The 12,922-nt window shown below is 65.1% G+C and carries 14 protein-coding genes; 13 read left to right on the top strand and 1 reads right to left on the bottom strand.

Translation table 11 applies throughout. From position 1 onward, the window contains the following. The first annotated feature begins 2 nt into the window (after positions 1–2). From flhA to ABIE56_RS19930, 13 genes are all read left to right on the top strand, one after another. Positions 3–2,114 (top strand): flagellar biosynthesis protein FlhA, encoded by a 2,112-nt coding sequence (gene flhA, locus ABIE56_RS19870; protein ID WP_429245539.1) that lies wholly within the window; start codon positions 3–5, stop codon positions 2,112–2,114. A 100-nt stretch (positions 2,115–2,214) separates the two neighbouring features. Then, positions 2,215–3,573, top strand: coding sequence for a flagellar biosynthesis protein FlhF (gene flhF, locus ABIE56_RS19875; protein ID WP_429245540.1), 1,359 nt, complete (start codon positions 2,215–2,217; stop codon positions 3,571–3,573). A gap of 69 nt (positions 3,574–3,642) precedes the next feature. Continuing rightward, positions 3,643–4,518: a MinD/ParA family protein gene (locus ABIE56_RS19880; RefSeq protein ID WP_429245541.1), complete on the top strand. Its 876-nt coding sequence runs from the start codon at positions 3,643–3,645 to the stop codon at positions 4,516–4,518. Beyond that, positions 4,515–5,246: an RNA polymerase sigma factor FliA gene (locus ABIE56_RS19885; protein ID WP_429245542.1), complete on the top strand. Its 732-nt coding sequence runs from the start codon at positions 4,515–4,517 to the stop codon at positions 5,244–5,246. The genes ABIE56_RS19880 and ABIE56_RS19885 overlap by 4 nt, the downstream gene beginning before the upstream one ends. A gap of 30 nt (positions 5,247–5,276) precedes the next feature. After that, positions 5,277–5,678: a chemotaxis response regulator CheY gene (cheY, locus tag ABIE56_RS19890; protein WP_247328356.1), complete on the top strand. Its 402-nt coding sequence runs from the start codon at positions 5,277–5,279 to the stop codon at positions 5,676–5,678. A gap of 9 nt (positions 5,679–5,687) precedes the next feature. Further along, positions 5,688–6,329: a protein phosphatase CheZ gene (locus tag ABIE56_RS19895; protein ID WP_429245543.1), complete on the top strand. Its 642-nt coding sequence runs from the start codon at positions 5,688–5,690 to the stop codon at positions 6,327–6,329. A 7-nt stretch (positions 6,330–6,336) separates the two neighbouring features. Further along, positions 6,337–8,436, top strand: coding sequence for a chemotaxis protein CheW (locus ABIE56_RS19900; protein ID WP_429245544.1), 2,100 nt, complete (start codon positions 6,337–6,339; stop codon positions 8,434–8,436). 1 nt (position 8,437) lies between these two features. Then, complete coding sequence (locus ABIE56_RS19905; protein WP_429245545.1) at positions 8,438–9,178, top strand: flagellar motor protein; 741 nt, start codon at positions 8,438–8,440, stop codon at positions 9,176–9,178. Beyond that, positions 9,175–10,062, top strand: a complete 888-nt coding sequence (gene motD / locus ABIE56_RS19910; protein ID WP_429245546.1) for a flagellar motor protein MotD — start codon at positions 9,175–9,177, stop codon at positions 10,060–10,062. The genes ABIE56_RS19905 and motD overlap by 4 nt, the downstream gene beginning before the upstream one ends. Continuing rightward, the gene (locus ABIE56_RS19915; protein ID WP_429245547.1) at positions 10,062–10,850 is read left to right on the top strand and encodes a ParA family protein; all 789 of its coding nucleotides are present in this window, start codon (positions 10,062–10,064) and stop codon (positions 10,848–10,850) included. The genes motD and ABIE56_RS19915 overlap by 1 nt, the downstream gene beginning before the upstream one ends. After that, a complete protein-coding gene (locus ABIE56_RS19920) occupies positions 10,847–11,428 on the top strand; it encodes a hypothetical protein (RefSeq protein WP_429245548.1) in 582 nt (193 codons plus the stop codon). Before ABIE56_RS19915 ends, ABIE56_RS19920 begins: the two co-directional genes overlap by 4 nt. Continuing rightward, complete coding sequence (locus ABIE56_RS19925; protein WP_429245549.1) at positions 11,425–11,874, top strand: chemotaxis protein CheW; 450 nt, start codon at positions 11,425–11,427, stop codon at positions 11,872–11,874. The genes ABIE56_RS19920 and ABIE56_RS19925 overlap by 4 nt, the downstream gene beginning before the upstream one ends. A 121-nt stretch (positions 11,875–11,995) precedes the next feature. Next, the gene (locus tag ABIE56_RS19930; protein ID WP_429245550.1) at positions 11,996–12,415 is read left to right on the top strand and encodes a DUF2802 domain-containing protein; all 420 of its coding nucleotides are present in this window, start codon (positions 11,996–11,998) and stop codon (positions 12,413–12,415) included. A gap of 10 nt (positions 12,416–12,425) precedes the next feature. On the opposite strand, the gene ABIE56_RS19935 is transcribed toward ABIE56_RS19930, so the two are convergent. Continuing rightward, on the bottom strand, positions 12,426–12,710 hold the full coding sequence (locus tag ABIE56_RS19935; protein ID WP_429245551.1) for a hypothetical protein: 285 nt from the start codon (positions 12,708–12,710) through the stop codon (positions 12,426–12,428). Positions 12,711–12,922 lie beyond the last annotated feature (212 nt).

Here is a 12,922-nt window from a genome sequence, read left to right on the forward strand (position 1 = left end):
AGATGGCAGCCTCCCCGAACCTGATGGGCACCTTCCGGCAAATCGGCCGGCGTGGCGTGGCCGCCCCGGTGGCCATGCTGATCATGCTCGGCATGATGATGCTGCCGCTGCCGCCGTTCATGCTGGACCTGCTGTTCACGTTCAACATCGCGCTGTCGCTGGTGATCCTGCTGGCCACCATGTACGTCATGCGGCCGCTGGAGCTTGCCTCGTTCCCGACCGTGGTGCTGTTCGCCACCTTGTTGCGCCTGGCCCTGAATATTGCCTCCACCCGCGTGGTGCTGCTGCACGGCCACAATGGCCCGGGCGCGGCCGGCAAGGTGATCGAAGCGTTCGCCGAGTTCGTGATCGGCGGCAACTTCGCCGTCGGTTTCGTCGTGTTCGCCATCCTCACCATCATCAACTTCGTGGTGGTGACCAAGGGTGCCACCCGCGTGTCGGAAGTGACCGCGCGCTTCACCCTCGATGCCATGCCCGGCAAACAGATGGCGATCGACGCCGACCTCAACGCCGGCCTGCTCACCCAGGAACAGGCGCGCGAGCGCCGCCAGGAGGTGCGTGAGGAAGCGGATTTCTACGGCTCGATGGATGGCGCTTCCAAGTTCGTCCGCGGCGACGCCACCGCCGGCATCCTCATCCTTGTCATCAACATGCTGGGTGGTTTCTTCATCGGCATGTTCCAGCACGGCCTCTCGGCCGGCGAAGCGGCCCGCACCTACACCCTGCTGACCATAGGCGATGGCCTGGTCGCACAGGTGCCCGGCCTCATGCTTTCCATCGCCACCGCGGTGATCGTTACCCGCGTGTCGAAGTCGCAGGAGATGGGCAAGCAGGTGTTCGGCCAGCTGTTCGGCCAGCCCAAGGCGCTTGCCGTGGCCGCCGCGGTGCTTGGCACCATGGGGCTGATCCCGGGCATGCCGAACATCCCGTTCCTTCTGCTGGCCGGCCTTGCCGGCTTTGGCGCATGGAAGCTGCACCAGCGCAAGATGATTCCGGCCGGTGCCGCTGCCGGTACCCCGGGTGCGCCGGGCACCGAACTGGCTGCGCTGGAATCCGCGCCGCCGGCCGAGCGACTCGAACTGTCGTGGGAAGACGTCGCGCAGGTCGATACGGTGGGTCTTGAAGTGGGTTACCGCCTCATCCCGCTGGTGGATAAAGCGCAGGGTGGCGAGCTCATGGCACGCATCAAGTCGGTTCGCCGCAAGCTGTCGCAGGAACTGGGCTTCCTGGTCCCTTCCGTGCACATTCGCGACAACCTCGACCTGGCCCCGCATGGCTACCGCATCTCGCTGATGGGCGTGCCCATGGGTGAGGCCGAGATCCACACCGAGCGCATGCTGGCCATCGATCCGGGCCGCGTGCACGGCACCATCAATGGCATCGCCACCCGCGACCCGGCCTTCGGCCTGGATGCGGTGTGGATCGAGCCGGGCCTGCGCGAACATGCGCAGACCCTGGGCTACACCGTGGTTGATCCGGCCACGGTCATCGCCACCCACCTCTCGCACATTCTTCAGAACCACGCCCACGAGCTCATCGGCCACCAGGACGTGCAGCAGCTGCTCGATCGCCTGGCCCAGCAGACCCCCAAGCTGGTGGAAGACCTGGTGCCCAAGCGCCTTTCGCTCGGCGCCGTGGTCAAGGTGCTGCAGAACCTGCTCGCCGAGCGCGTGCCCATCCGCAACTTCCGCGGCATCGTCGAATCGCTGGCGGAGCATGCGGGGCAGAGCCAGGATCCCGGCGTACTCGCCGCCGCCGTGCGCGTCACGCTGGGTCGCCAGATCGTGCAGGAGATCGCTGGCCTTGGCACCGAGGTTCCCGTCATTACTTTGGCACCCGAACTGGAACAGATTTTGCTCCAGTCCCTGCAGGGTGGTGGTCCCGCCGGTGCGGCCGTGGAGCCGGGCCTGGCAGATCGCCTGCAGAAGAACGTCGCCGATGCGGCGCGGCGCCAGGAAGCCGCCGGCGAACCGGCCGTCCTGCTGGTCTCACCGCAGCTTCGTCCATGGCTTTCGCGCTTCGTGCGGCATGTGGCCCAAAACCTGCATGTACTTGCGTACAACGAGGTTCCGGACAACCGCCGCGTCAAGCTGGTGACGGCCCTGGGACGATAGGAATGAGACGCCGCTCGGGGAATTCCCCCGGCGGACGTGACAGAACAAGGTGGCGCCGCAGGCAAGCGGGGCGCCGATCGAAGAAGACAGGATCGAACGCATGAAAATCAAACGATTCGTTGCTCCGGATATGCGCCAGGCCATGCGCCAGGTGCGTGATGAGCAGGGTCCGGACGCCGTGATCCTGTCCACGCGCAAGATGGACGACGGCATCGAGATCATCGCTGCGCTCGATTACGACGAGGCGCTGGTCCGCGAGGCGGGCTTCGCGTTCGAACCGCCGACCCCGGAAGAGAAGCTCGAAAAGATCCGTGCCACTCGCGACACCCGCGATAACCGTGAAGCCGAACGCATCGCCCGCGTCGACCAGGCTCGCGCTGCCACCGCCGCCGCCGTCGAGCGTGCGACCAAGGGAGCCGCACCCGCCGCAGCGAACGCGCCGCAGCGCCAGTCTTCCGCCGCACTGGCTGCCAGCGTCGCCGATGTGGTGCGCGCCGCGACGGTCACCGCGCCGCAGAACGATACCGCGGTGAATGGCATGCGCGCCGAGATCAATAACCTGCGCGAGATGCTGGAAGTGCAGCTCTCCGCGCTGGCGTGGAACCAGATGGATCGCCAGCACCCGCTGCGTGCCCGCGTATTGCGCGAGATGACCCGCCTGGGCATCGATGGCGACGTGGCCCGCGCGTTGTGTGCCGAGCTGCCGGATAACATGACCGCCGAGCAGGCGCGCTATCTGCCGCTGGGCATCCTCTCGCGGAATATCCGCACCAGCGGCCGCAACTTCGACACCGTCGGTGGCGGCATCACTGCTTTCGTCGGGACCACGGGCGTGGGCAAGACCACCAGTATTGCCAAGCTGGCGGCTCGCGCCGTGCTTCGCCACGGTGCGTCCAACGTCGCGCTGATCAGTGCCGATCAGTACCGTATTGGCGCTGGCGCCCAACTGGAACATTACGGCCGCCTGCTTGGCGTGCGCGTGTACAACGCGCACGACGCGCAGAGCCTGCGCAACGTACTGTTGCAACTGCGTGGCAAGCATACGGTGCTCATTGATACCGCGGGCCTTGCGGGCAACGATCCGAAGCTGCAGCAGCAGTTCGAGACGTTGCGCGCCATGGCCGATGTGCGCGTGTGCCTGGTGCTCGCCGCCAACGCTCAGGCCCAGGCGATCGACGGCGCCGTGCGCGCCTACGCCCCCCTGAAGCCACAAAGCGCCATCCTCACCAAGCTCGACGAGACGCCCCTGCTGGGTGGCGCGCTCTCGGCCCTTATCCGGCATAGCATGCCGCTGGACTACACCACGGATGGGCAGCGCGTGCCCGAGGACATCGCGTCCGCCGATGCGCGCAAACTGGTCTGCCTGGCAGCCCAGATGCTCAAGCAGCGCAACGACGAACCGGATGACGCCATACTTGCCGATCGTTTCGGCTTCGCATCCGCTCCGGCCCTGGCCTGATCGCAGAATCTGACGAACGTGACTACGGCAACCGCAACCGCAACTTCTTTCACGGCAGTGAACTCCTTCATGACCACACACGTCGACAACTCCCAGGCCGCCGGTCTTAACTGGCTCGCCGACCGCCGTCCCACGCGCAGCATCGCGATCGCGGGCGGCAAGGGCGGTGTTGGCAAGACCACGGTGGCCGTGAACCTTGGCATGGCCCTGGCCATGGGCGGCCGCGATGTGCTGCTTCTGGATGCCGACCTGGGCATGGCCAATATCGATGTGCTGCTGGGCCTGCAGCCCACGCGCCACCTGGGCCATATGCTCGAGGGTGCTTGTGCCATAGAGGATCTGGTGCTTGATGCGCCCCATGGCCTGAAGGTGATCCCAGCCACGTCGGGCACCCGCCGCATGGCCCAACTGCCGAACATCGAGCACGCCGCCGTCATCCGCGCCTTCGACGAATACCCGCTGGCGCCCGAATACCTCATCGTCGATACCGCAGCGGGCATTTCCGACAGCGTATCGATGTTCGCCGCCGCATCCGACGAGGTGGTGGTGGTCGTTTGCGACGAGCCGGCCTCGTTGACTGACGCCTATGCGCTGATCAAGGTCCTCTCGCGTGAGTTCGCGGTGAACCGCTTCCGCATCGTGGCCAACATGGTCCGCCATGCGCAGGAAGGGCGCCAGCTGTTCGAAAAGCTTTCCCGGGTGACCAACCGCTTCCTGGATGTGTCGCTCGATTTCATGGGCATGGTGCCGCACGACGAGTACCTGCGCCAGGCGATTCGCCGCCAGTCGGCGGTGGTCGACGCCTGGCCGAGCAGCCGTTCAGCGGTGGGATTCAAGAATTTGGCCAGGTCGGTCGATACATGGGGTGAACCCGAACCCCGTGGTCAGGGTCGCATCGGCTTTTTTGCCGGGCGCGAACACGTGGGGGGAGGGCTGCCGTTGTGAGTGTCGCGAGCGAATACCTTGAAATTACTAAGGTTCCGGCCGATCAACTGGTAAAAACGCACGCGCCGTTGGTGCGCCGGATCGCCTATCACCTGATGGGCCGCCTGCCGCCCAGCGTCGATGCAAACGACCTTATGCAGGCCGGCATGATCGGTTTGCTTGAGGCGGCAAGGAATTATTCGCCGACTCGCGCGGCCAGCTTCGAAACCTATGCGGGTATCCGCATACGTGGCGCCATGCTGGATGAACTGCGCAAGACGGATTGGACCCCGCGCTCTGTCCACAGGAAATTGCGCGAGGTGGCGGAAGTCACAAGGCAGATCGAAAACGAAACGGGCGGCGACGCCGATGATCTCGAGGTCATGAAGCGCCTCGGCATCGACGCCATGGAATACAACCAGATCCTGGCAGACGCGGCGAGTGCGCGGTTGCTGAGCCTTACGGCGCCGGAAGGCGACGAGGGTTCCGCCATCGATGTTGCCGACCCGGATGCCACGGGCCCGGATGGGTTGTTCGAGAAGGACGGCATGCGCCATGCGCTGGCCGAATCGATCGACGGCCTGCCCGAGCGCGAAAAGCTGGTGATGTCGCTGTACTACGATGACGAACTCAACCTGAAGGAAATCGGTGCGGTGTTGGGAGTTAGCGAATCGCGCGTGTGCCAGATCCATGGCCAGGCTTTGATTCGCCTCCGTGCACGCATGTCGGGTTGGAAAGACAAACACTAAGAAATACGCGGCTGTAAGGCGGAGAGCGCTTTGGACAAGAACATGAAAATCCTCGTGGTGGACGATTTCTCCACCATGCGGCGAATCGTCCGTAACTTGCTGGTAGAGCTGGGTTTCACCAACACGCTCATCCAGGAGGCGGAAGATGGCAACGCGGCGCTGGCGCTCCTGCGCTCGCAGCCCATCGACCTGGTGGTCACCGACTGGAACATGCCGAACATGACCGGCATCGACCTGCTGCGTGCCATTCGCGCGGATGCCAGCCTGAAATCGCTGCCGGTGCTGATGGTCACCGCCGAGAACAATCGCGACCAGATCATCGCGGCCGCGCAGAGCGGCGTGAACGGTTACGTCGTGAAGCCGTTCACGGCCGTCACGCTGAAGGAAAAGCTCGACAAGATCTTCGAACGACTCGCCGCGGCCGCGGGCTAAGGGACTGACATGAATACGATGATTTCCGCTGGCCAGGATGTGGCACCCGAACTGCGTGAGCTGCTGGATGCCGACGACAGTGCGGCGTTCGAACAGGCGCTCGATCGCCTGATCCGCAGCCGTGAGCAACATCTGTTCCTGGCCCTGGGCCACCTCGCGCGCGACCTGCACGAATCCGCCCGTCGCCTCGCCTCGGATATTTCGAGCGATGGCGTGCCCGGCACCATGAGCGATGCGCGCAAGCACCTGCGCGATGTGCTCGAGATGAGCTCGCAGGCCGCCCACCGCACGCTCGATTTCAGCGAGAAGCTGCGCCCGCAGGCGCAGGCCCTCGCAAAACAGGCCGATGAGCTGCTGGTGCTCGACCAGGCCGATCCTGCCTTCACCGCCAACGCCACGTCGCTGGCGGTACGCGTCGGCGATTTCGCGCAGAACTGCGATATCGGCTTTGGCGAAATGGTGGAGGCGCAGTCCTGGCAGGATCTCTCCGGCCAGCGCGTGGCCCAGGTCGAATCGTTCATGGCCAAGGTCGAGAATTCCCTGGTGGAGCTGGTGCGCCTCACCGGTTCGCTGGCCGGCGCCAACGCGCCGGCGGCGGACAAGGTGAGCCAGGACGAAGTGGACCGCCTGCTCAGCGAATTCGGCTTCTGAGCCCGCCATGAGCGTGGAGCTGGACAACGAGCTGCTCAACGTCTTCCTGATCGAGGCCCGCGAACTGCTTGAGACCCTGGGCGAACAGCTCGTGGATCTCGAAGCCTCGCCGGAGGACAGCGAGCTCCTGAACGCGGTGTTCCGTGCGTTCCATACCGTAAAGGGCGGGGCGGGCTTCCTTGGCCTGAACGCCATGGTGGAACTGTGCCACCGCGCGGAGGATCTGCTGAACGAGGCGCGTAACGGCGCACTCGTGCTCAATGCTGCCTTGATGGATGCGTTGCTGGAGTCGCTCGATCTGCTGAACGACATGATGCGTGCGGCTGATGCTGGCGTGCCTGCCGAGCCCGCGCCGCGCTCGCTGCTCGATCGCCTGGTCGTACCGGGGCGTGCTGCCTCCGCCGCACCGGTCGCGCTCGCGGTGCCGGTCAGCGCGCCGAAGGCGGCCGCCGTGTCCGCGCCCGCCAAAGCCTACGATCCCATCGAAGATGAGTTCGAGGCCATGCTCGATGCTGCCCGTACCGAGCGTGCTCCCGCGCCCGCCGAGTCCGGCACCATTTCGGACGACGAATTCGAATCGCTGCTTGATTCGCTCTACGGCACCGGTGCGCCCGGCGCCGAGGGCGTCGCGCCCGCCGGGCCCGTGGTCGAGGCAGTCGCAGTTGCGCCCGAAAGCAACACCATCAGCGATGACGAGTTCGAAGCACTGCTTGACCAGCTCTACGGCACCGGCGCCCCCAGCGGCAGCGCCCCCGCCGAGGCTGGCTCTGCGCCCACGGACCTCGTCGCTGTAGGAGCGGGCTTGCCCGCGATCAACGAAACCGCGGCCCCCCTTGTTCCCGTCGCCGTTGCGGTCAATGCGGGCGTACCTGCCGACACCCCCGCGAAGCCGAAGCCGGCTGCCGCCACAGAAAAGCGCCAGCCGTCCGCCACGGCTGAAACCACGGTCCGCGTCGATACCCATCGCCTCGACAGCCTGGTCGATGCCGCCGGTGAACTCGTCCTGGTCCGCAACCGGCTGACCAACCTGGCGCCGCGCGGTACCAACGATCCGATGGAACGCGCCATCGGTGAACTTGAGCGTGTGGCCGAAGACCTGCAGAACGCCGTCCTGCGCATGCGCATGCAGCCGGTGGGCAAGCTGTTCTCCCGCTTCCCGCGCATCGTGCGTGACCTGGCCCGCCAACTGGGCAAGGACATCGAACTCGTCACCGAGGGTGAAGAAACCGATATCGACCGTACGGTGGTCGAAGCACTGGCTGATCCACTCGTGCACTTGTTGCGCAACGCCGTCGACCACGGCATTGAAATGCCGGATATCCGCGACCAGGCGGGCAAGTCGCGTTCCGGTACGGTGCGCCTTGCCGCGGGCCAGTATGGCGATCGCATCGTCATCACGGTAACCGATGATGGCAAAGGCATGGATCCCGAAGTGCTGCGTCGCAAGGCCGTTGAAAAAGGCCTGATGGACGAAGAGCAGGCCGCGCGGCTGGATGAGCGCGAGTGCTACGAGATCGTGTTTCGCCCCGGGTTTTCCACGGCCAGCCAGGTCTCGGATATTTCCGGCCGTGGCGTCGGCATGGATGTGGTCAAGACCAAGATTGTTGAGCTGGGCGGCACCCTTTCGATCGATTCGCGGGTGGGCCACGGCAGCACCGTGCGCCTGTCGGTGCCATTGACGCTGGCGATCCTGCGTGTGCTCATGGTGCGCGTAGGCAACCGCCTGCTGAGCCTGCCCATGTCCAACGTCGCCGAAGTGTTCGAGCTGTCCGCAGGGCAGGTCCAGGAACTCGATGGCCGCATTGTTGCCGCCCACCGTAATCGCGCGCTGCCGTTAGCCGACCTGGGTAACTGGGCGGGTGCGAAGGGCAGGGGCGGCCATGTGGTGGTGGTGCAGATCGGGCACCAGACCCTTGGCTGCCTGGTGGATGAAGTTCTAGGCCGTGAGGATGTCATGGCCAAGCCGCTCGGGCCGTTCCTGAAGGAAGTGCCCGGCGTCGCCGGCGCCACCATCACCGGGGATGGCCGCATTTCGCTCGTACTCGATCTTGCGGGCCTGGCCGATGATAGCGGCCAGGTGCTGCCTAGCCTGAGGATGGCGGTCTGATATGGATATCGTGAGCGTTGTCGGCACGATCCTGGCCTTCGTGGTCATTATCGTGGGGACCATCCTCAAGGGCTCAAGCATCGATGCCCTGTGGAACCCGGCCGCCTTCGTTATCGTCTTCCTGGGTACGTTCGCCGCGCTGCTCGTGCAGACGCCCGGCACGGTGCTCAAGCGCGCATGGGCCATGTTGCCCTGGGTCTATCGTCCGCCGGATATCGAATCGGAGAACCTCGTCAGCCGCATCGTCGGCTGGAGCGAGATTTCCCGGCGTACGGGCCTGCTTGGCCTGGAACCCGCCATCGAGCGCGAACAGGACCCCTTTATCAAGAAGGGGCTTCAGCTTTTGGTGGATGGCACCGAACCGGACGCCATGCGCTCCGTGCTGGAGGTGGAGGTCTTCACGCGCGAACACATCGATATCGAAGCGGCCAAGGTGTACGAGAACGCCGGTGCGTACTCGCCCACCATGGGCATCATCGGCGCCGTGATGGGCCTCATGGCTGTCATGCAGAACCTGGCCGAACCCAGCAAGCTGGGTCACGGCATCGCTGCTGCATTCGTCGCCACGATTTACGGCATCGGCCTGGCCAACCTGCTTGCGCTACCAATGGCCGCGCGCCTGAAGGGCCTCGCGCGCCAACGTTCGCAGATGCGCGAAATCCTCGTTGAAGGTCTCGTCTCGATCGCCCAGGGCGATAACCCCCGGCACATCGAGAGCAAGCTGCAGGGGTTCCTGCAGTGAAGCGCCGACACCACGAAGAACACATCAACCACGAGCGTTGGGCCATCCCCTATGGTGACCTGATCACGCTGTTGCTGGCGCTTTTCGTGGTCATGTACGCGGTATCCGCCGTCAACGAAACGAAATTCCGCGTGATGGCCGCGTCCATCAACGAAGCCTTCAACGGTACGGGCAAGGTTATCGAGCCCGTGCAGGCGAATACACCAGCCACCCAGGTTCCGTTGCCGAACGAAACCCGTTCGCCCACGGCCAGCCCCATCGCCAAAATCGATGTGCCCATTCCGCCGCGTAACCTGCCGTTGCCAGGCCACGAGGGTGCGGCCGCCGAAGCGCAGCCGGGTGACAAGCACCAGACAGCACCTGCGGATAACGCGACGGTCGGCAAGGTCGAACAAGCCAGCCTGAGCCAGATCTCCGATGAAGTGAAGCGCGCGATGAAGCCGCTGATCGACAAGAGCCTGGTCAGCGTGCGCCAGACGCCGGACTGGCTCGAGATCGAGGTGCGCACCGATATCCTGTTCCCCGTGGGCGTGGCGAAGCTGCAGCCCGCGGCCGAAGACGTGATCCGCAAGCTTGCCGGCATCCTTGCACCGTTCCCGAACAGCATGCGTGTCGAGGGCTACACCGACAACACGCCGATTGCCACAGCGACGTTCCCATCAAACTGGGAACTTTCCGCTGCGCGCGCCGCCACGGTGGCGCGCCTGCTTACCGAACAAGGTGTGGATCCACACCGGGTTGGCATCATGGGTTGGGGGGAGTTCAAGCCCTCTACCTCCAATGCGACGGATGATGGCCGCAACCATAATCGCCGCGTGGTGATCGTGGTGATGAGTGACAAGGGCTCGCCGTCGCCCTTGCCTGGGCAAGGAGCCGCTCCCTGATGCACGTATGGGCTATCTCCAACCAAAAGGGTGGCGTCGGTAAAACCACCACTGCGATGTCCTTGGGCAGCATGCTGGCCGCCGACGGCAAGCGTACGCTGCTTGTCGATATGGACCCGCACGCATCGTTGTCCGGCTATATCGGCGTGGAAGGCGGTGCCCACGGCAGCGTCTACGATCTGTTCGGGGTCAGTGGCACGCCGCTGCCCGTCGGCACGCTCGTGCATGCCACGCAATGGGATCGCCTGAGCGTATTGCCGGCGTCTGCCGCCATGATCACGCTGGATCGCCACCTTGGCACCAAGCCCGGCATGGGCCTCGTCCTGAGCCAGGCCCTTGCGGAGCTGGCGCCGGACTTCGATCACGTCCTGCTCGACTGCCCGCCCACGCTGGGCGTACTCATGGTGAACGCGCTGGCAGCGAGCGATCGTCTGCTGGTGCCCACGCAGACCGAAGCCCTGGCCCTGGCTGGCCTGGAGCGCATGCTGCGCAGCCTCTCCATGATCGAACGCTCGCGCGGTAAGCCCATGCCGCGCACCATCGTGCCTACGCTGTTCGATGCGCGGACCCATGCATCGCGCGCTTGCCTGGCGCAGTTGCGCGAGCAGTATGGGGATATCGTGAGTGAGGCGGTGATCCCCACCGATACCCAGATCCGTGAAGCGAGCGCAGCAGGTGTGCCACTCGCCTCATGGCCTGCCGCCCGTCGTGGTGGGCAGGCCTACCGCCAGTTGCTCGCCGAGCTGTTGGCAAAATCCGCAACGTCCGTGACGGACGCGGCCGCGTGATCGGCAATATGAACGACGCCGAGCAGATCGTCGCCGATTACCTTGCCGAGCTGCTGACGCCCGCACCTGTTGCGGCGGATGCCGCGCCCGCGCAGGTCAAGGTGGTCGCCATCGAGACCTGGCGCAACGCGCCGGCCGCGGAAGTGCCCGAGCAAACGTCGCAGCCGCCGCGTTACTTGCTATGCGTCGCCGCTGGCGTAAAAGTTGCCGTGCCCATGGCCGATATCACGCACATGCTGCCCATGCCGCCATTAACCCCGCCGCGCAACGCCAATGCAATTTGCCTCGGCCGCTGGCGGCACCCAAGTGGCGAGGCGCGCGTTGCCGATCTCGCCGCCATTCTTTCGCCTGACATGGGAGGCGCGCATGCACCCACGTTGGTACTCCTTGGCGATCGCCGCTGGGCGTTGGCATGCGAGGTGACCGATGAACCGGTCGAGATTGATGGCGCGAGCGTACTCTGGCGCGATGGCGCCGCCACCCGTCCGTGGCTCGCGGGCATGTCCAAAGAACCGCGGTGTGGCGTTATCGGCACTACCGCCCTCATCGCATGGCTGGAACAGGAGCTTGGCCCGTGAGCGAAGTAAAACACGAGGCCGGCAGCCCATGGCTCGGCTTTTCCCTGAAAGGGCAGCGCTACGCCGTATCGCTGACGGCGGTACGCGAAGTGATCCGCCCCGGCGATATCACGCCGGTTCCTGGGTCACCGACCGATGTGCTGGGCATCGTGAACCTGCGTGGCCAGATCGTGCCGGTGCTCGATGGCCGCCGGCGCTTCGGTCTTGATGGTGGCGCTGCCGCCGAAGAACTCGATGCCCAACGCGTCATCGTATTCGACGATGCCGGCACCACCGTTGGCCTGCTGATCGATGTGATCGGTGAAATGCTCCAGTTCGATCCCGCTGACGTGGCCCCACCGCCACCAGGCCGCGCCGTGCGCCGTGACGATCCGGTCAGCGGGGTGATCACCCGTGATGACGGCTTTATCGCCCTGGTCGACGTTCCAAGGCTGTGCCGCGCCTGATCTGTCCCCACTGTCCCGGTGCCGATGGCACGCCACTGTAGGCGCGCGCTTGCGCGCGATCCCTAGTGCGGCATCATTCAATGCGCTACCGTGTCCCCGCTATCCCGGAGCCCACACCCGCATGAACGCCGCCATCCTTGGTTACGTGCTGATCGCACTCGCCGTCCTCAATCTCATCGGCTTGTTGCTTCTGTTTCGGCGCCTTGGCCAACAGGCGGTGGCAAGGAAGCCTGTGGCCGCCTCAGGCGAACCCGTGGAAAAGCCGGAACCGAACCCGGCGCCGGCCATTCCCGCCATCGAACCGGATCAACTGGCGAGCATGCTCCGCCGTCTCGAAAATCGCCTTGGCGATATCGAAGACCAGGTCCGCCGCCAACCGACGGTCACCGTGGCCTCGGAAACCGGCGGCGCAAGCGATCGCTCCCTCGCACTGGCCCAGCGCCTCGCCCGCCAGGGTGCCTCGCCGCAGGATATTGCCGATACCTGCGGCATCTCCCTGACGGAAGCCGAGCTACTGCACCGGCTGCACTCAGCGCGCTGAGGCGCTGGCGCTAAGCTCGTTGCCGCACCGCGAGGACGGCGCGGCAAGCGAGCCAGCCACCGATACTGATGACCGTACCCGTGATGAGCCCCGTCGCGATACGGCTCACGACGATTCGCTGGGACAGCCCCTCTGGATCGTACGTGGCGGACATGGCTAGTTGGTGCAGCGTGCAGATGGGAACGAACCATAGGAATGTGACCCTGAACCAGTAGCGGTAGCCGGGTGACGGCGGGGCGAACAGTCCGATATGCCAACGCCATGCTGCCAGCGCAGCCTTGCTTATAGTCTTCATCAGTGTTTCGTCTCACGCAGATCGTAGGCGCAATTAAGCATGCCGAGGACGGCGGCCCCGGACGCTCCGAGCGCGGTAGATGGAATGCCAACCACGGGCCACCGGCGAATCCACCCAGGCCGACGAGCGCACCGACGCCAGCGCTGCTGGCCATGCGTTTCGGCTGGCAGCTGGCAGGGACCTCGATCGCTTTGGCAGCAGAACGCTCCATG

The organism is Luteibacter sp. 621 (assembly GCF_050435445.1).
In the GTDB taxonomy this organism is placed as follows: Bacteria; Pseudomonadota; Gammaproteobacteria; order Xanthomonadales; family Rhodanobacteraceae; genus Luteibacter.